Origin of the sequence: Pelomonas nitida (genome assembly GCF_043555975.1) — a bacterium.
Taxonomy (GTDB): domain Bacteria; phylum Pseudomonadota; class Gammaproteobacteria; order Burkholderiales; family Burkholderiaceae_C; genus Pelomonas; species Pelomonas nitida.
The window spans coordinates 35168-54813 of sequence record NZ_JBIGIA010000022.1; the positions used below are offsets into that span (position 1 = coordinate 35168).

A 19646-nucleotide genomic window follows, 5' to 3' on the forward strand; every position below is an offset into this window, starting at 1 on the left:
CCTGCCGTGACCATTGAACGCCTGGCCTATGCCAGCCCGTGGCGCCACATGGCGCCCTCCGCCAAGGCGCTGTTTTGTGCAGCGGCCATGGCGGCAGCCTGGCTGGCCGCTTCACCGGCGGCGGCGCTGCTGCTCGCGCTGCTGCTGGCGGCCGTGACCGTGGCCGGGGCGCGCACGCCTTGGCGCGCCTACGTGCGCGTGCTGCGGGCGCCGCTGGGCTTTCTGGCGCTGTCCTGCCTCAGCATGCTGGTGACCCTGGCGCCCGGCCGTGACGGCCTGGCCTGGCGCTTTGCGCCGGAGCTGCTGCCGCAGGTGCTCATGACGGCCAGCCGCGCCGCAGCGCTGTGCACCGCCTTGCTGCTGCTGGTGCTCACGACGCCGCTCGGCGACCTGCTGGGCCTGCTGCGCCGGCTGCGTGTGCCGCCGCTGCTGCTGGACCTGATGCTGCTGGCCTACCGCATGCAGGCGGTGCTGGGCGAAGCCTGGGCCGACGGCCTCACCGCGCAACGTGCCCGCCTGGGCCACGGCACGCCGGGCCAGGCCTTGCGCTCGACGGCGCGGCTGATCAGCTGCCTGGCGGTGCAGGTCTGGGCCCGGGCCAGCGCGCTGCAGGCGGCGGCCCAGGCGCGCAACGACACCGGCGAGCTGCGCTTTCTGACGCCGCAGTGGGCCCGCAGCGGGCGCCATCATGCCGTGGCGCTGCTGGGCGGCCTGGCGCTGGTGCTGGCCGTGCTGGCCACGCGGGTTGGAGGTGGGGCATGAGCCCGCTGATCGAGCTGCGCGGCGCCACCTATCGTTACCCGGATGGCAGCCACGGCCTGCGCGACTGCAGCCTGGCGCTGCGCCCCGGCAGCCGCAATGCCTTGCTGGGCGCCAACGGCGCGGGCAAGACCACGCTGATGCTGCATCTCAACGGCTTGCTGCAGCCCGAGTCGGGCACGCTGCAGTGGCAGGGGCAGCCGGTGAGCTACGGCCGCGACGGCTTGCGCGCGTTGCGCCAGCAGGTGGGGCTGGTGTTTCAGAACCCCGACCGGCAGCTGTTCTCGGCCCATGTGGAGGAGGACGTGTCCTTCGGCCCGCTGAACCTGGGCCTGCCGGACGCCGAGGTGCGGCAGCGGGTGGCCGAGTCGCTCGCAGCCGTGGGCATGCAGGCCCATGCGCGCAGCCCGGTGCACCACCTGAGCTTCGGGCAGAAGAAGCGCGTCTGCCTGGCCGGGGTGCTGGCCATGCGGCCGCGCTTGCTGGTGCTGGACGAACCCATGGCGGGCCTGGACTTGCCGATGCAGATCGACCTGCAGCACCTGCTGGATGCGCTGGCGATGCAGGGCGTGACGGTGCTGGTGTCGACCCACGACGCGGCCTTTGCGGCCGCCTGGGCCGACGACATCCATGTGATGGCGAACGGACGTTGCCAGCTCTCGCGCGCGGCCCAGGCGCTGCTGGCGCAACCGCAGGCCTGGGCCGACGTGGGGCAGCGCCCGCCCGAGGTGATGGCCCTGCACGCCGAGCTGGCGCGCCAGGGCCTGCTGCCGGCGGCGCCGGTGCCTCGTTCCATCGAAGGCTTGTTGGCGGCGCTGCGCGCTCGCCCGCAGCCTGTTGCTACAGAAAGTTTGATCCATGAAGGCTGAACTCCCCGGCACGGTCTGGTTCGTCGGCGCGGGCCCGGGCGACCCGGAGCTCATCACCGTCAAAGGCCAGAAGCTGCTGGCCCAGGCGGGTGCGGTGCTGTTTGCCGGCTCGCTGGTGGACCGCGCCGCCACCGCCTATGCACCGCCCGGTTGCGATGTTCGCGACTCCAAGGACATGACGCTGGAGGACATGACCGAATGGCTGGTGAGCCGTGCGAGCCAGCACCAGACGGTGGTGCGCCTGCAGACCGGCGACCCGTCGCTCTACGGCGCGCTGATCGAGATGGCACGCCCGCTGGACGCGGCCGGCGTGCCGTGGCGCGTGGTGCCCGGCGTCTCGTCGGCCATGGCCGCCATGGCGGCAGCGGGTGAGTCGATGACGCTGCCCGAGGTCACGCAGAGCGTGATCCTCACCCGCGTGGCGGGCCGCACGCCCATGCCCGAGGGCGAAGACCTCGCGGCGCTGGCGGCGCACCGCACGACGCTGTGCATCTTTTTGTCCATCACGCTGCTGCACAAGGTGGAGGCCGCGCTGCGCGCAGCCGGCTGGCCCGAAGACGCGCCCATGCTGGTGGTGCACAAGGCCAGCTGGCCTGGCGAAGAACTCATCCTGCGCGGCACGCTGGCCGACATCAAGCAGCGCTGCCGCGAGGCCGGCGTGGTCAGCCAGGCCATGATCGTTGCGAGCCCCACGCTGGGCTCGCGTCATTGGGAGACGCTGGTGCGCTCCAAGCTTTACGACCCTCATTTCACCCATCGATTCCGAAAGGCCACTGCATGATCAGCCCCACCGACACCGTCCTGATCGTGGGGCACGGCTCCCGCGAGGATTCCGGCAACCAGGAGATCCTGGCCTTTGCCGACCAGTGGCGGCAGCGCCAGCCGGCGTGGCGCATCGAGGTCTGCTTCATCGAGTTCGCCGCGCCGTCGCTGAACCAGGGACTGCTCGCTGCTGCCCGCAGCGCCCGGCGCGTGCTGGTGGTGCCGCTCATCCTCAATGCCGCCGGCCACGTGAAGATGGAAGTGCCCGAAGCCATCGAGCAGGCGCGGCTGAGCTGCCCGCAGACCGAGATCCTGCTGGCGCCGCACCTGACCGCCTGCGACCCGGTGCTGGCCGTGCTGCGCCGCCGCCTGCGCAAGGCCATGCAGGCGCTGGACATGCCCGACCCCACCACCACCGGCGTGGTGCTGCTGGGGCGGGGCTCGTCTGACCGCGGCGCCAATGGCGACATGGCCAAGATGGCGCGCTGGCTGCTGGAGTCGGGCGACCACGAACTGGTGGACCTGGCCTTCACCGGCATCACCTGGCCCCGGCTGGAGCGCGTGGTGCAACGGCAGGCGCTGCTGGGCATGACGCAGATCGTCGTGCTGCCTTACTACCTCTACACCGGCACGCTGATGCAGCGCATCCACCGGCAGGTGGCGCACCTGCGCCTGCAATACCCGCAGCTGCGCTTCCACTGCACGGAGCATTTCGGTTTCGAGCCGGAGATCTTCGAGCTGATGACGCAGCGCGTGCTGGACCTGGACGCGCAGGTGCCCGACAGCCGCCTGCCTTGCGACGGCTGTAGCTACCGCGAGCTGGCGCACGACGCGGGCCACGGCCATTCGCATGAGCACACGCACGAGCACGCGCACGAACACGTCGTCCACGTGCATCCGGCGGGCATCGCGGCGGGTGCGCATGACCATGCGCACGGCCATGACCACGACCATGCTCATGCACATGGCCACGACCATGCTCATGCCCATCCGCACGAAAGCCAGCCGGCATGAGCACGGTCAACACCGTTACCGAGCAGCTCACACGCGCCGGCCAGGTGATCGAGCACGACAGCTTTTCCATCATCGATGCCGAGGCCGGGCCGCATGCGTACACGCCGTCGCAATGGGCCATCGTGCGCCGCATGATCCATGCGAATGCCGACTTCGACTTCAACGGCCTGACCGAGTTCCATCCGGCGGCGGTGGAGGCCGGCGTGGCCGCGATGCTGCGCGGCGGCGCGCCCATCGTGGCCGACGTGGAGATGATCTGCTCCGGGCTGTCGCGCCCGCGGCTGCATCACTTCGGCATGAAGCCCTGGCAGTTCATCAGCGACGATGACGTGATCCAGGCCGCGCAGGCCGAAGACACCACGCGTGCGGTGCAGGCCATGCGCAAGGCCCACCGGCAAGGGCTGCTGGACGGCGCCATCGTTGGCATCGGCAACGCGCCCACGGCGCTGATCGAGCTGGTGCGGCTGATCCGCGATGACGGCGCGCGCCCGGCCCTGGTGGTGGGAATGCCGGTGGGGTTCGTCTCGGCGGCCGAATCCAAGGCGCTGATGAGCGAGGTGTCGCAGGTGCCCTGGATCGTCATTCGCGGGCGCAAGGGCGGCTCCACGCTGGTGGTGGCCGCGCTGCACGCGCTGCTGGCCCTGGCCGAGGCCCAGCAGCGCCAGGCCGCTGCGGCGCTGCCGGAGCCGCGTGCATGAAGGCCAAGGAGCCGGCACCCCCGCGCGGCACCCGCACCGGCTTCACGACGGGCGCCTGTGCGGCCGCGGCGGCGCGTGCGGCGGTGCTGGGGCTGGCCGGCGGCGCGGTGCCCGATCGCATCGAGAGCCTGCTGCCCAATGGCGACCGTGTCTGGTTCGACGTGCATGACGGCCGCAGCGCGGGCGAGATGGCTCACGCCATGGTCGTGAAGTTCGCAGGCGACGACCCGGACTGCACCGATGGTGCCCACCTCACCGTCGATCTGCAATTGCTGCCCGGCCGCGCCCAGGAGGTGAGCTTCCATGCCGGCGACGGCGTGGGCCACGTCACCATGCCCGGCCTGGGCCTGGACGTCGGCGGGCCGGCCATCAACCCCGTGCCACGCCGCAACATCGCCGACAACCTGCGCGAAGCCGCACCGCAACTGCTGGCCCAGCATGGCGTGGCCGTGACCATCAGCGTGCCGGGCGGCCAGGAGATGGCCCGCAAGACGACCAATGCGCGATTGGGCATCCTCGGCGGCATCAGCATCCTCGGCACCACCGGCATCGTGCGCCCGTACTCCACGGCGGCCTGGCGGGCCAGCGTGGTGCAGGGCGTGCAGGTGGCGGCCACCGTGGGTCATGGGCTGGTGGCGCTGACCACCGGCGGCCGCACCGAGAGCTTTGCGATTGCTGCGCTGCGCGCGGAACGCCCCGAGCTGCCGCAGGCCTGCTTCGTGCAGATGGGCGACTTCCTGCGCTACGCGCTGGACGAAGTGGTGGCCCAGGGCATTGAGCTGGTGGTGCTAGCGGTGATGGTGGGCAAGCTCACCAAGATCGCGCAGGGCGAAACCATCACGCATGCCAACCGCAACGTCGTGGACACCGATCTGGTGGCCGACATCGCCCGGCGCATCGGTGCGGCCGAGGCCGACTGCCAGGCCATCGCGGCGGCCGAGACGGCCCGCTTCGGCGCGGAGCTGATGGTGGAGCGCGGCCTGGGCGACGCCTTCCACCGCGCGTTGGCGCAAGCCGCCATCGACACCTTGCTGGCGCCAGACCGCTACGACCGCGCGTTTGCGCTGCGGGTGCTGGTGTGCGACTTCAACGGGCAGTGCGTGGCCGATGTCGCTTCGGGCCCGGCCCGCGTGCGCGAGCGCCCCGCCACCGCCGGCCGCACCGGCACCGACCACCTGCCGGACGCTGACGCGCCCGCCGACACCGACCTTTGAGCGCCTCACGACATGTCTGAAAGAGATCCCAACCCCTGCCATGTGATCGGCGTGCTCGACGACGGCATGGCCAGCCTGGGCGCCACGGCCGGCGCGCTGATCCGCTCGGCCGATGTGGTCATCGGCGGCAGCCGCACGCTGGCGCTGTTCGATGACTGGCTCAAGCCCGGCGCCGTGCGCCACGACCTCACCGGCGCGCTCGGCCGTGTGCCCGACTGGGTGCGGGCCGCGCGCGAGCAGTTGCAGTGCTGCGTGGTGCTGGCCACGGGCGACCCGCTGTGCCACGGCATCGCGCCGTATCTGGCCCAGCATCTGTGCATCGATGCGCTGCAGATCCACCCCCATCTCTCGACGCTGCAGCTGGCTTGTGCGCGCATCGGCCTGGCCTGGCACGACGCGCGCATCGTGTCGGCGCACGGCAAGGACGCCGGCGAGTGGGCCCGCGGCAGCACGCCCGCGCACGGCTTGTACCCGTTGGCGCAGGCGCTGCGCGCCCACGACCGGCTGCTGGTGCTGACCAGCCCCGACAACAGCCCCGACCGCATCGCGCGCCTGCTGCTGGCCGAGGGCCTGGGCGATGACTTCCAGATGGCGGTGGCCGAGCGGCTGCAGCAGCCGCAGGAGCGCGTGCTGCCGCAGCTGGCACCCGCCGAGGCCGCCCAGATGCAGTTCGCCGACCTGAACGTCGTGCTGTTGTGGCGCCAGCGGCCGGCGCCGCGGCCGGTGAGCTTCGGGCTGCCCGATGCGGCCTACCACCAGCGGCAGCCGGACAAGGGACTGATCACCAAGCAGGAGGTGCGCGCGGTCAGCCTGGCGCGCCTGCAGCTGCGCGCCGACAGCGTGGTGTGGGACATCGGTGCGGGCTCGGGTTCGGTGGGCCTGGAAGCGGCGCGGCTGTGCCCGCGGGGCCATGTGTATGCCATCGAGAAGAACGAGGCGGATGTGGCGATCGCGCGCCGCAACCACGAGGCCTTCGGCGTCAGCAACTACAGCCTGCAGCACGGCAAGGCGCCGCTCGGGCTGGAGGCCTGGCCGGCGCCCGATGCGGTGTTCGTCGGCGGCTCGGGCGGCGAGCTGGGCGCGTTGATCGGGCTGGTCCTGGAGCGGCTGCGCCCCGAGGGCCGGCTGGTGATGAACTTTGTGACGCTGGAGAACCTCGCTGCGGCCACCGCCGCTCTGCAAGCGCTGCAGGCCCAGATCGATGGGCTGCGCTGGGACGTGGTGCAGCTGCAGGCAGCGCGCAGCAAACCCATTCTTCACATGCACCGCATGGTGGCGGAGAACCCGGTGTGGATCGTGTCGGCCTGGCGCGGCGCGGCCGAGGCGCCGCAGGAGGCCGCTGATGAATGAACCCGTGTCGCCGGTGCGCCCCGGCACCTTGTGGGGCGTGTCCCTGGGCCCGGGCGATCCGGGGCTGATCACGCGCGCCGCGTGGGCGGCCCTGTCGCGCACCGACACCGTCTGGGTCTACCCGGCCCGCAGCGGCAAGACGCCGAGCTACGCCTTCGACATCGTGCAGCGCGCGGGCCTGGCGCCGCCGGCCACGCACACCCAGCTGCTGTTCCCCATGACGCATGACGGCGAGAAGCTCGCGCGCGCCTGGCTCAAGGCGGCCGACACCGTGCTGCCCTGGCTGCAGGCCGGCCAGGACGTGCTGTTCCTGGTGGAGGGCGATGCCAGCACCTACGCCACCTTCGGCCACCTGGCCCGCACCGTGCGGCAGCTGGTGCCCGAGGTGCCGGTGGAGGTCATCGCCGGGGTGAACGCCTTCACCGCGGCCTGCGCCCGCGTCGACACGCCGTTTGCCGAGCAGGACGACACCGTGGCCATCGTGCCGGCGGCTTACGGCGTCAGCGCGGTGGAGCGGCTGCTGCCGGACTTCGACACGCTGGTGCTGATGAAGATCAAGCCGCTGATGACCGAACTCATCGACTGGCTGGAGCGCCGCGAGCTGCTCGCCGGCGCGCATTTCATCGAACGCGTGGGCGCGCCGGACGAGCGACGTGTCTCGGGCGCCGAGCTGCTGGCCCTGCGTGGCGAGAAGGTCAGCTACCTCTCGCTGCTCATCGTCAAGAACCCGCACCGCATCCGCGGTGAACGCATCAAGGGCTGCCTCAAGAAGAGCAGCCCCTCACCTGACCCCGTCTCCGACCCAGTGTCCGCACCATGACCACTGCCTTGCCTTCCTCGACCGGTGCCGATGCATCGGGCCACCCCGCTGCCGTACCGGCTGCCGAACCCCGCATCTGCCTGGTGGCCATCACCAAGCATGGCGCCGCGCAGGCCGCACGCCTGGCCGAGGCGCTGCCGCAGGCGCAGGTCTGCACCTCGGCCAAGTTCGCGCAGGCTTTTGCCGGCTTGCCCAACACCGTGCATGCCTACGACGGCGCGTTGCGCGACCAGATCGCGCCGCTGTTCGCCGAGCAGGATCAGCTGATCTTCTTCGTCTCGCTCGGTGCCGTGGTCCGCCTGATTGCGCCGCATCTGCGCGACAAGGACGTGGACCCTGGTGTCATCGTGGTGGACGACGCGGGCCAGTACGTCATCCCCGTGCTGTCCGGTCACGTGGGTGGCGCCAACGAATGGAGCGAGCGCGTGGCCGACCTGATGGGCGGCACGCCGGTGCTCACCACCGCCTCGGACGTGGGCAAGACCATTCCGGTGGACATCCTGGGCCGGCATCTGGGCTGGCGGGTGGAGGCGCCCAAGATCAACATCACCCGGGTTTCGGCCCATGTGGTGAACGGCGAACCCATCGCCTTCGTGCAGGAAGCCGGCAGCCCGAACTGGTGGACCCGCCCCACGCCTGTGCCGGCCAATGTGCAGCGCTTCGATCGCCTGGACGCGGTGGACCTGTCGCGTTTTGCCGCCGTGTTGTGGGTCACGCAGGCGCCGGTGCCGGCCGCGCTGTGGGAGCAGCTGAACGAGCGCCTGGTGGTGTACCGCCCGCCGCTGGAGGCCGGCGCATGACGCGACCCCGGCTGACGCTGGGCATCGGCTGCGACCGCGGCACCAGCCTGGCCACGCTGACGGAGGCCGTGGATGCGGCGCTGCAGCTGGCGGGGGCGGAGCCCGGTCAGGTGGACGGTGTGGCCAGCATCACGCTCAAGGCCGATGAGCAGGGGCTGCTCGCGCTGGCTGCCGCGCGGCACTGGCCGCTGCAGTTCTTCGCGCCGCAGGCGCTGGCGGCGGTGCCGGTGCCCAACCCCTCTGAGACGGTGCGGCGCCACACGGGCACGCCGTCGGTCAGCGAAGCCGCCGCGTTGCTGGCCGCCGGCCCCGACACCCCGATGACCGCCCTGGTGGTGGAAAAACTGCGTCACCGTGGCCGCGACGAGCGCCACGCGACGGTATCGATAGCAAGGAAGACGCCATGACCGATCTCATTGACACCCCCCCGCCGGCGACCGGCAAGATCATGCTGGTGGGCATAGGCCCCGGCAGCGTCGAGCACATGACGCAGCGCGCCCGCGACGCCATTGCCGAGGCCGATGTGGTGATCGGTTATGTCACCTACATCAAGCTGGTGGCCGATCTGATCGAGGGCAAGGAGATCATCCGCAAGTCCATGACCGAGGAGCTGGACCGCGCGGTGAGTGCGCTGGAGGCGGCCCGGCAGGGCAAGAAGGTGGCGCTGATCTCGTCGGGCGATGCCGGTGTCTACGGCATGGCGGGCCCGACCTACGAGGTGCTGTTCCAGGCAGGCTGGACGCCGGACGACGCGGTGCAGGTGGAGATCATCCCCGGCGCCTCGGCGCTGAACAGCTGCGCTGCGCTGGTGGGCGCGCCGCTGACGCACGACTTCTGCGCCATCTCGCTGTCGGACCTTCTGACGCCGTGGCCCACGATCGCGCGGCGGCTGGATGCGGTGGCCATGGCTGATTTCGTGGTGGCGCTCTACAACCCCAAGAGCGGGCGCCGCACGCGGCAGATCGTGGAGGCGCAGCGGCTCTTCCTGCGCCATCGCCGCGCCGACACGCCGGTGGCCATCGTCAAGAGCGGCTATCGGCGCCGCCAGAACATCGTGTTCACCACGCTGGACCAGATGGCCGAGGCCGACATCGGCATGCTCAGCACGGTGCTGATTGGCAACAGCAACACCTTCATTCGCCATGGCCTGATGGTGACGCCGCGCGGCTACGCCAACAAATACGACATGGCCGACGGCGGCAGCACCCGCGATGGCGAGAAGGCCGGCCGGTCGCTGTCCACCGGCCTGCTGGGCTGGTTGCAGCAGCTGAAGCTGGAGCATTCGCAAGGGGCCGACGTGGCCACGTTGGCGCAGCGCCACCGCCTGCCGCCCGACTACATCCAGGCCGTGCTGGCCGAGCCTGACGAACTGCCGCAAGAGGCCGTGGCAACCGAGGAGGACGTGGCATGACCGAGGCCGTCGTCACCAAGCCCAAGATCGGCGAATACCGCCGCCACATCCTCGTGTGCACCGGCGAACGCTGCACCAGCGACGGCAGCTCGCAGGCGCTGTTCGACAGCCTGGGCGACAAGTTCAAGGCAGCCGGCCTGACGTCGGGCCCCTTGCGCGTCAAGCGCACGCGGGCGAGCTGCTTCGCGGCCTGCAAGGGCGGGCCCATCGTGTGCGTGCAGCCGGACGGCACCTGGTACTACAACGTCACGCCCGACAACATGGACCGCATCATCGAGCAGCACCTGTGCGGCGGCCGGCCGGTGGACGAGTTGGTGTTCCATCAGGCGCAGGCGCCAGGCGATTCCGGGCGCGAGGGTGGCGCCTGACGTCCGGCAGGCCTGCCGGCGGCATGTGTTGATGACCTGTGGTCACCCGCCGCACCTGGCACAGATCACGCACCGCGGCGGATGCTTCCCTGTGGGCGGTGGTCCCTCCGACAGGAATCGAACCTGTATTTGCCGCTTAGGAGGCGGCCGTTCTATCCATTGAACTACGGAGAGCAGGGATCGCACGCCCTGGGGTGGGCGAGGGCGCGCATTCTCGCATGGCTGCGGGCGCGGTGCCGGCGGCTCAGGCGATGCTCAGCGCCCGGGCACTCAGGCGCTGCAGGGTCAGGTCGCAGTGCTCCAGCGTCGAGATGCATTCGATGCCGGAACTCTCCACTTCGCCCATCACGTCCAGCCAGGCGCTAAGCGCCTCCAGCGTGACCTTGGCCCGGGACGTCGTCACCCAGCCACGGCCGCTCAGCTGGCCGAGGTAGATCCAGGTCTGGCGGCGTGACAGCCCCGAGAGTTGCCCGATGCTGGCTTGCGAGATGGGCAGCGACAGCCGGTTGGCCTGCCAGCCGCCGTGGAGCCTGGCCTCGGGCGCCAGCGCGGTGGCGAGCGTCGCCATCACGCTGACCAGCCTTTGCAGCCCGTTGCCGGCCAGTCGCATGGAGATCTGGCCCTGCAGCCGCCGCGCGGTGGCGGTGTAGAGCTCGTCATGGGTGCCGGGCGGCAGTGGCGGTGCGGCGTCGGCCTGGGCCTGCGCGAGCGGGATGTTGATGGTGGTCACGTCCACCAGTGCCGTCACGTCGTAGCGCGCGGCCAGCTTGCCCAGCGGCGATTCCCCGCCGATCACATCGCCCAGCCACAGCGCCGCCACCGCCACCTGCGTACCGGGGGCGACCTGCGACACCAGGCAGGCCGCGCCGCGGCTGATGGCGACCCATTCGTTCTGCGATGTACCGGCCTCGATGATGCGCTGACCGCGCCGGTAGGTCTTGAGCTTGCCTTTGGCCAGCCAGGGGTCCGTGGCGGCTTTCGATCCGGGATTGCGTCGGTTCTTCATCGGTACTGCTGTTGTTCTTGTTCGCGCGCGGTGGCGGACGGCGCGGCCTGCTTTGTAGGCGCCACAGCCGGCTCGCGATCGGTGGAATAGAGGCTAGGGGCGGCGTGTAAAGGGCTTGAATGCATGCTGTTAAGCCCTGACACCTGGCGCTTACCAAATAGACAAGGTCCGGGCCAGCACCCGCTGCAGCCAGCTGCGCGAGCTCGCGTCGGACACATCGCCGCGGGCCACGTTCTCCAGGTTGGCGTTCACCACGTCGCGCGAGGCGACCACGTTGCCGGCGCCGATGTCGCGCGGGTTGACGATGCCGGAGAAGCGCAATGTGGTCACGCCGCCGGCCAGGCCCATGCTGCGTTCGCCGGCCACCAGCAGATGGCCGTTGGGCAGCACGTTGATGACGGTGACCGCCAGCTGGGCGTTGAAGGTGTTGGCCGTCTCGGTGACGCCCGAGCCCTTGAAGGAGTCGCTGCCCGACGCGGTCGCGTCGACGTTGATCAGGGATGCGAGGGCGGTGCCGGCCTTGGCGCCGCCGGGCCCCTTGCTGGCGAGCTTGCTCTCGCGGCTGGTCTCGCCGGTCTGCTTCTGCGTGGCGCGGATGTTCTCGGCGATGTCGACCTTCATCGTGTCGCCGATGGCGCGCGGCCGCCGCTCGCCCGAGAACAGTGTGGAGTTGGCCATGTGGGCCTGGAAGATGGCGCCGTTGGCGGGTTGCTCCAGGAACATCGGCGTGGGCGCCGGGGCCGCCATCACCGGCACGTTGACGAGGCTGGGCGGCGTGGAGGAGCAGGCGGCCAGCGTGGCGCACGTGGCGGCGAGCAAGGCAGTGGCTGGGGCGATGGGACTGGGGCGGTGGGCGTGCATGGCGTGGCCGAAGGGGTGGAGGGGCTCGCGCAGACGTGACGCGCGGCGGGTCAGGTCTCGAAACCAGTGATCAGCGCCTTGACGACGGGCGCGATCTTGTTGCGGGTGCTGGCCCAGCGGGCGCCGCTGGCTTCGCTGACGTAGGCGCTGCTGGACAGCAGTCGGCCGTCGGCGTTGTGCAGGCTCAGGGCGGCAGCGCTGAGGTAGGGGCGCGGGTCCTGGCTGAGCGGCGGCGTGCCCCACTCGATGCTGCCGACATAGCGCAGCCAGTAGGTGCAGGCGCGCGGGCCGGTGCCGGCGTCGTAGACGCGGCTTTCAACGCCCTGGCTCTTGAGCGCGGCCTGCAGCGCCGGCACCAGTTCGTCCAGCGGCATCTCGCGGTTGTATTCGACGCAGACGTCCTTGATGGGCGCGTCGCCGTGGTGCACGGTGTTGACCGGCTTGGCGCTCTGGTGTGCCAGCGCGGTGGAGCCGCTCCACTTGAGCGCCTCCCAGGTGGCCATGGGGCCCAATGCCGTGCAGCCGGTGAGGCCGCATGTGAAGGTCAGTGCGGCGAGCAGCGTGGGGCTGGCGGAGGTTTTCATCGTGCTCCCCTCAAACCAGCGCACCCACCAGCGCGGCGCCCACGACGCCGGCGATGACGCCGTGGTCCAGCACCTCGCCGACGGTCTCGGCCGTGGCCTTGGCAGCGTCCTCGACCATTTGCACGCCTTCGCTGCCGAGCTTGACGGCGGAGTGCGCCAGATCCGTCACCGCCGCCAGTGACTTGGCACTCAGGCTGACCGTCACGCCGACGCTGTTGCCCTTGCCGCCGAGCGTTGCGTGCGCGGTGCACTGGCCGGCGCGGCGGTGGGCCAGGGCGGCCTGGCTCGTGCCGGCGGTGCGGCTGCGCGCGTCGTCAGCCCGGCTGCTGCAGCGCATGCCCACGGCGCTCATGGCATCAGCCCTTCGCGGGCGCGGTGGGCGCGTCGGCCTGCGCGGTCTTGAGCATCTGCGCGAAGTCGCCCCCTTTGTTGGCGGCAGCGGCTGTCCTGGCAGGCTGCGGTGCGGGCGCGGTGTGGGAGGTGGCGGGGGGCTTGATCTGCATGGCTGAATCTCCTGAAGAAGTGGGGAAATTCTTGGCCTGGGGCCTCGCCTGCGTTCGGGCGATGACGGCGCCGAACGCCGCATTGACGGGCTGCTGGGTGAACTGCATCACCCGGCGCTCATTTGTCGCTATCACCGTGATTGGCAGGATTGCTTTGCCGCGCCGAGACCCGACTCCTAGACTGCCCTGGCACCCCGGACAACCCATGGAGACCGCGATGTCCACCGAACCCAAGTGCCCTTTCTCGGGCCATGCCTCAGCCACCAACCCACCCGCGCCGCGAGCGCGCGGCAACCGCGACTGGTGGCCGAATCAGCTCGATCTGAGCGTCCTGCACCAGCAACCGGCGAGTGCCAACCCGATGGGCGCGGACTTCGATTACGCGCGTGCCTTCCAGCAGCTCGACCTGGACGCCGTCGTTCGAGACCTGCGCGCGCTGATGACCGACTCGCAGCCCTGGTGGCCAGCCGACTACGGCCACTACGGCCCGTTCTTCATCCGCATGGCCTGGCACGCCGCGGGCACTTACCGGGTGTTCGATGGCCGCGGCGGTGGCGGCACGGGCAACCAGCGCTTCGCGCCGCTGAACAGCTGGCCCGACAACGGCAACCTCGACAAGGCCCGCCGCCTGCTGTGGCCCATCAAGCAGAAGTACGGCGAGAAGCTGTCCTGGGCCGATCTCTTCATCCTGACCGGCAACGTCGCGCTGGAGTCCATGGGCTTCAAGACCTTCGGCTTCGGCGGCGGCCGGGCCGACATCTACGAGCCCGAGGCCGACATCGACTGGGGCGCCGAGACCGAGTGGCTGGCCCCCAGCACCGCAGCGCACAGCCGCTACAGCGGCGAGCGCGATCTTGCGAACCCGCTGGCCGCCGTGCAGATGGGCCTGATCTACGTGAACCCGGAAGGCCCGGACGGCAACCCCGACCCGGTCGCTTCGGCGCGTGACATCCGCGAGACCTTCGCCCGCATGGCCATGGACGACGAGGAGACCGTGGCCCTCGTCGCCGGTGGCCACACCTTCGGCAAGGCGCATGGCGCCGGCCCGGCCAGCCACGTCGGCAAGGAGCCGGAAGGTGCTGATCTCCTCGACCAGGGCCTGGGCTGGAAGAGCAGCTACGCCAGCGGCATGGCGGGCCACACCATCACCAGCGGCATCGAGGGCGCCTGGAAGCCCAACCCGACGACGTGGGACATGGGCTACTTCGACACGCTGTTCAAGTACGACTGGGAGCTCACGCGCAGCCCGGCGGGCGCGCACCAGTGGCGCCCCAAGGGTGGCGCTGGCGCCGGCACCGTCGTCGATGCGCACGACCCGGGCAAGTTCCACGCGCCCATGATGACCACGGCCGACCTGGCGCTGCGCATGGACCCGGTCTACGAGAAGATCTCGCGCCGCTTCCATGCCGACCCGGCGGCGTTCGCCGACGCCTTTGCCCGTGCCTGGTTCAAGCTGACCCACCGCGACATGGGCCCGGTGTCACGCTACCTCGGCAAGCTGGTGCCGAAGGAAGAGCTGATCTGGCAAGACCCGGTGCCGGCGGTGGCGCACCCGCTCATCGACGACGCCGGTGTGGCAGCGCTCAAGGCCCAGGTGCTGGCGTCGGGCCTGACCACGGCGCAGCTCGTGGCCACGGCCTGGGCCTCGGCCAGCAGCTTCCGCAGCAGCGACAAGCGTGGCGGTGCCAACGGCGCGCGCATCCGCCTCGCGCCGCAGAAGGACTGGGCCGTCAACCAGCCGGCCGAACTGGCGCAGGTGCTGGCGCGGCTGGAGGAGATTCGGCAGGCGAGCGCCCAGCGGATCTCGCTGGCCGACCTCATCGTGCTGGCCGGTGGCGCCGCGATCGAGGCGGCGGCCCGGCAGGCTGGCGTGGCCATCACGGTGCCCTTTAGCGCCGGCCGCACGGATGCCGCGCAGGCGCAGACGGACGTGGCGTCGTTCGCGGTGCTGGAGCCTCGGGCCGACGGCTTTCGCAACTACCTCGCGCCGGGGCTGCCCGAGGCGTCGGCCGCCGAGCGGCTGGTGGACAAGGCCCGGCAGCTGGGCCTGTCGGCCCCGCAGATGGCGGTGCTGGTGGGCGGCCTGCGCGTGCTCGGCGCCAATGCCGGCGGCAGCCAGCACGGCGTGTTCACCACGCGGCCGGGCACCTTGTCCAACGACTTCTTCGTGAACCTGCTGGACATGGGCACGAAGTGGCAACAGGGCGCCAACGGCGTGCTGGAAGGCGTGGACCGCCAGACCGGCCAGCCCAAGTGGACGGCCACCGTCGCCGACCTCGTCTTCGGCTCCAACGCGCAACTGCGCGCGGTGGCTGAGGTCTACGGTGGCAGCGATGCCGGCCCGAAGTTCGTGCAGGACTTCGTCGCTGCGTGGGTCAAGGTGATGGAGGCCGACCGCTTCGACCTGCACGCCTGAGCGTGGTCGTGACGGGCGATCTGCGGCGCATGGCGACGCCCGTCACTTGCCATCTCCGCGCGGCGTCGCCGGGGCATCGAGGGCTTGGTGTCGGTCGCGGACCGGCGCCGGGCCGCGCGATGCAGCCGCCGCAGGCCGGCTGCTCCTCCAGCGGCCGCCGTGGAACCGGCTTTGCCGGGCCACTGGCGGCGCCCCCTTGAGGGGGAGCGCGCCAGCGCTTCGGGGGTGGGCCCTCAATTCCATTTCCACTGCCAGATCACGTCCAGCGCGTTGTCTTCGCCGCTCTGTGCGCGCAGCGTGAAGCGCTGGGCGATGCGGTAGATCAGCTGCCAGCTGCCGGTCGTCGCGTTCAGGCTGCGCTCATAGCCCACATACCAGCGCCGCGAGATCTGCTTGCCCAAGCGCACGATGGTGGCCTTGGTGTCGTCGTCGCTCTGTGACAGCGACAGTTCGTCCAGCCCCAGTTGGCGCAGCGCCTTGCCGGTGGCGCCTTCACCCTCGCCGCTGAGCAGGGCCACGGCGGCGCGCTGCAGCAGCGCAGTGTCGGTGCGGCCCAGCGTGTCCGGCGCGCGGCCCAGCAGCAGCCAGGACAGCTTGTCGGTGTCGCTCATGTCGGGCTCGGAATAGAGGCTCACGCGCGGCGACTGCGCCGTGCCGGTGACGCGCACGCCCACCCGCACGTCGAGGTTGGGCCGCACGGCCAGCAAGTCCAGCGAGGGGTTGTCCAGCGTGCCGGTGAAGTTGATGTCGCCCCGCTCGATCTCCAGCTTCTGGCCGTAGGCCGCGTACTGGCCGCCATCGGCGTCGAGCCGGCCGGTCACGCGCAGCGGGTTGCCGTCCTTCTGCGCGACCTGCAACTGGCCGCGCAGCATGGTGGTCAGGCCGCGGCCACGCACCTTGAAGTTGTCGCCAAAGTCCAGTGCCAGGTCCACGCGGGTGTCGCGGGCCGCGCGCGGTGCGGTGGGCACGGCCGTGTCGATGTTGCGCGAGCCGCGCAGCACGGTGACGTCATCGGCCAGCGTCGGGGCGTCGGCATGCGTGAAGTCGAACAGGCCTTCGTCGGCGCGCAGCTTGCCGGTCAGCTGCAGGCCTTTGGCGTCGATGTCCAGCGTCGCGTTGCCGCTGGCGACGATGCGCCGGTCCACGCGCGACAGCACGCGCAGCTTGTCGGCCTTGAGCTCCACATGGGCCGCCGGCCGCGCGCCCAGCTCGGCGCGGCCGGTGGCGTGCAGCCAGCCGTCGCCCGCGCGGGCTTCCAGCTGGGTGAGCTCGGCATGCTGGCCTTGCAGCGCGAGCTGGAAGCGGCCTTCGGTCACGTCCACGCCGTACAGCAGGTGTCGCAGCGCGAGGTTCTCGCCCTGCGCGTGGCCGGTCAGGTCCGGCCCGCCCAGCTGGCCGCCGATCTGCACGGTGGCGGCGGCATGGCCGCCCAGGCGCCAGCCGGTCGGCACCCAGCGCCCCCAGGTGGCGAGGTCGGCCACGTTGGCCTGCAGCACGCCCTGGATCGGTGTGTTCGCCTCCGGCCAGCGCTTGGCCGGCCGCATCGTCACCGCACCGCTGAGCGAGCCCAACTCCTTGCCGGCCACGCCTTCGGCCAGTTGCCACACGCCGTCGCGCACGGTCAGCGCGAGCCGCAGGTCGGTCAGGCCCAGCGGGCGCGAGCCGAACTCGTCGGTGACGTGCAAGTCGCCGCCCTGGCGATCCAGCAGCAGCTCGGCGGTCAGCGTGTCGTTGAGCAGCAGCGACGCGTGGCCGGTAATGCGCAGGTCGCCGCCCCAGCCGAAGTCGGGCTGCCAGCGCGAGAGCAGCGGCGCCACGGCCAGGTCTTCGAGTTGCAGGTCGGCGCGGGTCTCGGGTTGGTCGCCGCCGCGCCAGGCCAGCGCCTGCCAGCGGACGAAGGCACCGCCCACCTCCGCGCGGCCCGGCTCCACGCTGATCTGCGGGCCGGGGCCGATCTTCAGCGCAACGCCGCTCGCCGCCAGCAGCGGCGGGGTGTTGGGCCGCAACGGCGCGATGTCCAGCTTGGCGATCTGGCCGGCCCAGGCCTGACCGTCCCAGCGCCCCTGGGCCTGCAGGGTGGCGCCGAGGTTGTAGTCCTGCTCGCCGCCCGGCTGGCGGCCGGCGATCTGCAGCTTCAGGTCGTGGGCACTGCGGCGCCCCTGCAGATCGACCTTGATCAGCTTGAGCTGCGTCTGGCCGTTGCGCACGCCGCCTGCCTCCACCTGCAAGGCCAGCGGCGCGTCACCGTCGGTGCCGGGTGCGGGCAGCGCCCAGCGCGCCTTGGCGCTTTCCACCGCCACGCCGTTGGCGACGAGCGCCTTCAGCGCAGCTTGGCCGTTGCCGCCGAACTGCCAGACGGCGGCGGGCATGGTCTTGGGCGTGGCCTTGCCCAGCGCCATCGGTTTCACCCGTTGCAGCTGCAGGTCGCCGTCGGCGTCGACCTCACCGGCGATGGCGCCCTGGTCGAACAAGGCCAGCAAGGGGTTCAGCTCGGCCAGCCGGGCGGCCTGCAGCTTGACCTTGGCGTTGACGGCGTCGGCGCGCGCGTCACCCGTGGCCTGGGTGCGGTTCTGGCCCAGTTGCACGTCGACGTCGAACCTGGCCGCATCGGTCGCGCGGGCGCGGCGGGTGCTGAGGCGTCCTTGCAGCGGGAGCCCGGCGAACTGGCTGGGCAGCAACGTGGCGTCGGCATTGCCGGTGACGCGGGCGAGGGCATTGCCCGACACATCGACCTGCGCGTTGGCGTTGAGCTTGGTGGTGCCCGGCAGGCGCGCCCAGGCCGAGCCGGGCTCGCCGCGCCACAGCAGGTGAGGGTCGAACTGGCGCAGCTGGGCCTGGAGCTTGGCGGCGGGCGGCGCGGTGTGCGGGGCCTCCAGGCTGCCGGACAACTGCAACTCCGCGTCGCCGCTGGTCAGGCGCGCTTGTTCGACTTGCCAGGTGCTGCCCTGATCCTGCAGGCGGCCCTGCACGCGCGCCTGCACGCGCAGCGGCCGCTGCTCCAGCGTGCCGCGCAGGTCCAGCGTCGCGGCGAGCGGGTCCGGGCCGCCGCCCGACAGCGTCAGCGGCCCGTCCAGCCGCGCCGGCGTCGCCCGCGCGTCCAGCAGTTCGGGGCGCAGGCCTTGCACGCGGGCGTCGAGCTGCCAGCGGCCGTCGGCGCTGCGCCGGCCCTTGCCCTGCACGCGGGCGTCACCGTTGAGTTCGGCATCCAGCGTGGTCAGGCGCAGGCTGGTGAGCTGGTCGGGCCGGCCGGCGATGGCCAGGCTCAGGAGCCGCACGGGTAGCGCCTGCTGGTCCCAGCGGCCGGGAATGTCGTTGCGCAACTGCGCCTGCAGCGTGGCTTCGGCGTTGCGGGCCGGGGCGTTGAGCTTGGCGGTGCCCGTCAGCGCCGTGTGCGGCAGGCTGGGCATCAGCGCAGCCAGGTCAAATTTGCTGGCTTGCAGTTGCAGCGTATGGACCGGCCACGGCGCGAACGGCTGCACCTGTCCTTCGATCTTCAGCGCCTGATGCGCGGCTTCGAGCTCCGCCTTGGCGCTCAGCGTGGCCAGCGGCCCGCGCGCGGCGGCCACGGCCAGCCAGGGCAGGTCGGTGGCTTCGTTCTGTTGCACCGTCAGCGTCGCCTCGGTCTGCAGCGGCGCGGCGGACTCGATCCTGGCGTCACCGGCCAGCAGCAGGTGCTGCCAGCGCGCGCCGTTCAGTTTGAGGTGGTGGGTGCCATTGCGTGGCAGGTGCACCTCGGCCGCGAGGTTTTCGATCGGGGCCTGATCGGCAGACCAGCTCAGTCGCCCCACCAGCAGCTTGGCGATGTGCACGCCCAGGGGTAGCGTCAGGTCGGTGGGCGCGGCTGTCGGGCTGGTGCTGGGCTGGGTGCGGATGAGCACCTCGTCCACGGTCAGCTCGCGCGCCGCGAGCACGCCTTGCGACGCGCTCATGCCCAGGCCCGACCAGTGCAGCCCGCGCAGCTCGGCCTCGCCGCCGGCCCAGGTCAGCAGCAGTCGCCGGGCGCGGAAGTCGCCCATCAGCGACCCTTCGGCGGCCTCGACCTTGACGCCGGGCAGGTTGGCGAGCACCCACGCGCCGCCGGACTCGCTGCGCAGCAGCCAGGCCACGAAGGCCGCCAGCATGACGACGAGGGCCGCGAGGCCGATCAGGCCGTTGCGCAGCACGCGCAGCGAACGCCTCATCGCCGGATCCCCACGCTGATCGACGAAGTC

Annotated in this window: 19 protein-coding genes and 1 tRNA gene; 13 read left to right on the forward strand and 7 right to left on the reverse strand. The window is 71.2% G+C overall.

Annotated features, from left to right (window positions below):
* The first annotated feature begins 6 nt into the window (after positions 1-6).
* From ACG00X_RS21600 to ACG00X_RS21655, 12 genes are read left to right on the forward strand one after another with little or no spacing between them, the layout of a single operon-like run.
* Positions 7-762 (forward strand): CbiQ family ECF transporter T component, encoded by a 756-nt coding sequence (locus ACG00X_RS21600; RefSeq protein WP_394491432.1) that lies wholly within the window; start codon positions 7-9, stop codon positions 760-762.
* Positions 759-1628 (forward strand): energy-coupling factor ABC transporter ATP-binding protein, encoded by an 870-nt coding sequence (locus tag ACG00X_RS21605; RefSeq protein ID WP_394491434.1) that lies wholly within the window; start codon positions 759-761, stop codon positions 1626-1628. Before ACG00X_RS21600 ends, ACG00X_RS21605 begins: the two co-directional genes overlap by 4 nt.
* Entirely contained in the window at positions 1618-2409 is a 792-nt protein-coding gene (gene cobM / locus ACG00X_RS21610) for a precorrin-4 C(11)-methyltransferase (protein WP_394491436.1), read from the forward strand. The genes ACG00X_RS21605 and cobM overlap by 11 nt, the downstream gene beginning before the upstream one ends.
* Complete coding sequence (locus ACG00X_RS21615; protein WP_394491438.1) at positions 2406-3404, forward strand: sirohydrochlorin chelatase; 999 nt, start codon at positions 2406-2408, stop codon at positions 3402-3404. Before cobM ends, ACG00X_RS21615 begins: the two co-directional genes overlap by 4 nt.
* Positions 3401-4102, forward strand: coding sequence for a precorrin-8X methylmutase (locus ACG00X_RS21620; protein WP_394491440.1), 702 nt, complete (start codon positions 3401-3403; stop codon positions 4100-4102). Before ACG00X_RS21615 ends, ACG00X_RS21620 begins: the two co-directional genes overlap by 4 nt.
* On the forward strand, positions 4099-5316 hold the full coding sequence (locus ACG00X_RS21625; RefSeq protein WP_394491442.1) for a cobalt-precorrin-5B (C(1))-methyltransferase: 1218 nt from the start codon (positions 4099-4101) through the stop codon (positions 5314-5316). Before ACG00X_RS21620 ends, ACG00X_RS21625 begins: the two co-directional genes overlap by 4 nt.
* A gap of 12 nt (positions 5317-5328) precedes the next feature.
* Positions 5329-6666 carry a precorrin-6y C5,15-methyltransferase (decarboxylating) subunit CbiE gene (gene cbiE, locus ACG00X_RS21630; protein ID WP_394491444.1) on the forward strand — a complete coding sequence of 446 codons (1338 nt, stop codon included), beginning with the start codon at positions 5329-5331 and terminating at the stop codon, positions 6664-6666.
* Positions 6659-7486: a precorrin-2 C(20)-methyltransferase gene (gene cobI / locus ACG00X_RS21635; RefSeq protein ID WP_394491446.1), complete on the forward strand. Its 828-nt coding sequence runs from the start codon at positions 6659-6661 to the stop codon at positions 7484-7486. Before cbiE ends, cobI begins: the two co-directional genes overlap by 8 nt.
* The gene (locus ACG00X_RS21640; protein ID WP_394491449.1) at positions 7483-8286 is read left to right on the forward strand and encodes a cobalamin biosynthesis central domain-containing protein; all 804 of its coding nucleotides are present in this window, start codon (positions 7483-7485) and stop codon (positions 8284-8286) included. The genes cobI and ACG00X_RS21640 overlap by 4 nt, the downstream gene beginning before the upstream one ends.
* Entirely contained in the window at positions 8283-8693 is a 411-nt protein-coding gene (locus tag ACG00X_RS21645; RefSeq protein ID WP_394491451.1) for a cobalamin biosynthesis protein, read from the forward strand. Before ACG00X_RS21640 ends, ACG00X_RS21645 begins: the two co-directional genes overlap by 4 nt.
* Positions 8690-9697 (forward strand): precorrin-3B C(17)-methyltransferase, encoded by a 1008-nt coding sequence (gene cobJ, locus ACG00X_RS21650; protein ID WP_394491453.1) that lies wholly within the window; start codon positions 8690-8692, stop codon positions 9695-9697. Before ACG00X_RS21645 ends, cobJ begins: the two co-directional genes overlap by 4 nt.
* Complete coding sequence (locus ACG00X_RS21655) at positions 9694-10065, forward strand: (2Fe-2S) ferredoxin domain-containing protein (RefSeq protein ID WP_394491455.1); 372 nt, start codon at positions 9694-9696, stop codon at positions 10063-10065. Before cobJ ends, ACG00X_RS21655 begins: the two co-directional genes overlap by 4 nt.
* A 99-nt stretch (positions 10066-10164) precedes the next feature.
* Here ACG00X_RS21655 and ACG00X_RS21660 read toward each other — a convergent pair.
* The 6 genes from ACG00X_RS21660 to ACG00X_RS21685 all read right to left on the reverse strand — a co-directional run bounded on the left by ACG00X_RS21660 (position 10165) and on the right by ACG00X_RS21685 (position 13019).
* Positions 10165-10239: transfer RNA gene (locus tag ACG00X_RS21660), tRNA-Arg, on the reverse strand.
* A 70-nt stretch (positions 10240-10309) separates the two neighbouring features.
* Positions 10310-11071: a Crp/Fnr family transcriptional regulator gene (locus ACG00X_RS21665; protein WP_394491457.1), complete on the reverse strand. Its 762-nt coding sequence runs from the start codon at positions 11069-11071 to the stop codon at positions 10310-10312.
* 150 nt (positions 11072-11221) lie between these two features.
* The gene (locus ACG00X_RS21670) at positions 11222-11890 is read right to left on the reverse strand and encodes a flagellar basal body L-ring protein FlgH (protein ID WP_394491459.1); all 669 of its coding nucleotides are present in this window, start codon (positions 11888-11890) and stop codon (positions 11222-11224) included.
* Between the two features lie 92 nt (positions 11891-11982).
* Positions 11983-12516, reverse strand: coding sequence for a hypothetical protein (locus ACG00X_RS21675; RefSeq protein WP_394491461.1), 534 nt, complete (start codon positions 12514-12516; stop codon positions 11983-11985).
* A 10-nt stretch (positions 12517-12526) separates the two neighbouring features.
* The gene (locus ACG00X_RS21680; RefSeq protein ID WP_394491463.1) at positions 12527-12868 is read right to left on the reverse strand and encodes a hypothetical protein; all 342 of its coding nucleotides are present in this window, start codon (positions 12866-12868) and stop codon (positions 12527-12529) included.
* Positions 12869-12872: 4 nt separating this feature from the next.
* Positions 12873-13019, reverse strand: coding sequence for a hypothetical protein (locus ACG00X_RS21685; RefSeq protein ID WP_394491465.1), 147 nt, complete (start codon positions 13017-13019; stop codon positions 12873-12875).
* A 217-nt stretch (positions 13020-13236) separates the two neighbouring features.
* On the opposite strand from ACG00X_RS21685, the gene katG reads away from it, so the two are divergent.
* Positions 13237-15435, forward strand: a complete 2199-nt coding sequence (gene katG / locus ACG00X_RS21690) for a catalase/peroxidase HPI (RefSeq protein ID WP_394491467.1) — start codon at positions 13237-13239, stop codon at positions 15433-15435.
* A gap of 233 nt (positions 15436-15668) precedes the next feature.
* Here katG and ACG00X_RS21695 read toward each other — a convergent pair whose 3' ends face one another.
* Positions 15669-19616 carry a translocation/assembly module TamB domain-containing protein gene (locus ACG00X_RS21695; RefSeq protein ID WP_394491470.1) on the reverse strand — a complete coding sequence of 1316 codons (3948 nt, stop codon included), beginning with the start codon at positions 19614-19616 and terminating at the stop codon, positions 15669-15671.
* Positions 19617-19646: the final 30 nt, after the last annotated feature.

Excerpts from the sequence above, each read along its gene's own strand:
- ACG00X_RS21605 (WP_394491434.1), top strand. The coding sequence starts at position 759 with ATGAGCCCGCTGATCGAGCTGCGCGGCGCCACCTATCGTTACCCGGAT.
- cobM (WP_394491436.1), top strand. The coding sequence starts at position 1,618 with ATGAAGGCTGAACTCCCCGGCACGGTCTGGTTCGTCGGCGCGGGCCCG.
- ACG00X_RS21615 (WP_394491438.1), top strand. The coding sequence starts at position 2,406 with ATGATCAGCCCCACCGACACCGTCCTGATCGTGGGGCACGGCTCCCGC.
- ACG00X_RS21620 (WP_394491440.1), top strand. The coding sequence starts at position 3,401 with ATGAGCACGGTCAACACCGTTACCGAGCAGCTCACACGCGCCGGCCAG.
- ACG00X_RS21625 (WP_394491442.1), top strand. The coding sequence starts at position 4,099 with ATGAAGGCCAAGGAGCCGGCACCCCCGCGCGGCACCCGCACCGGCTTC.
- cbiE (WP_394491444.1), top strand. The coding sequence starts at position 5,329 with ATGTCTGAAAGAGATCCCAACCCCTGCCATGTGATCGGCGTGCTCGAC.
- cobI (WP_394491446.1), top strand. The coding sequence starts at position 6,659 with ATGAATGAACCCGTGTCGCCGGTGCGCCCCGGCACCTTGTGGGGCGTG.
- ACG00X_RS21640 (WP_394491449.1), top strand. The coding sequence starts at position 7,483 with ATGACCACTGCCTTGCCTTCCTCGACCGGTGCCGATGCATCGGGCCAC.
- ACG00X_RS21645 (WP_394491451.1), top strand. The coding sequence starts at position 8,283 with ATGACGCGACCCCGGCTGACGCTGGGCATCGGCTGCGACCGCGGCACC.
- cobJ (WP_394491453.1), top strand. The coding sequence starts at position 8,690 with ATGACCGATCTCATTGACACCCCCCCGCCGGCGACCGGCAAGATCATG.
- ACG00X_RS21655 (WP_394491455.1), top strand. The coding sequence starts at position 9,694 with ATGACCGAGGCCGTCGTCACCAAGCCCAAGATCGGCGAATACCGCCGC.
- ACG00X_RS21665 (WP_394491457.1), bottom strand. The coding sequence starts at position 11,071 with ATGAAGAACCGACGCAATCCCGGATCGAAAGCCGCCACGGACCCCTGG.
- ACG00X_RS21675 (WP_394491461.1), bottom strand. The coding sequence starts at position 12,516 with ATGAAAACCTCCGCCAGCCCCACGCTGCTCGCCGCACTGACCTTCACA.
- ACG00X_RS21680 (WP_394491463.1), bottom strand. The coding sequence starts at position 12,868 with ATGAGCGCCGTGGGCATGCGCTGCAGCAGCCGGGCTGACGACGCGCGC.
- ACG00X_RS21685 (WP_394491465.1), bottom strand. The coding sequence starts at position 13,019 with ATGCAGATCAAGCCCCCCGCCACCTCCCACACCGCGCCCGCACCGCAG.
- katG (WP_394491467.1), top strand. The coding sequence starts at position 13,237 with ATGTCCACCGAACCCAAGTGCCCTTTCTCGGGCCATGCCTCAGCCACC.
- ACG00X_RS21695 (WP_394491470.1), bottom strand. The coding sequence starts at position 19,616 with ATGAGGCGTTCGCTGCGCGTGCTGCGCAACGGCCTGATCGGCCTCGCG.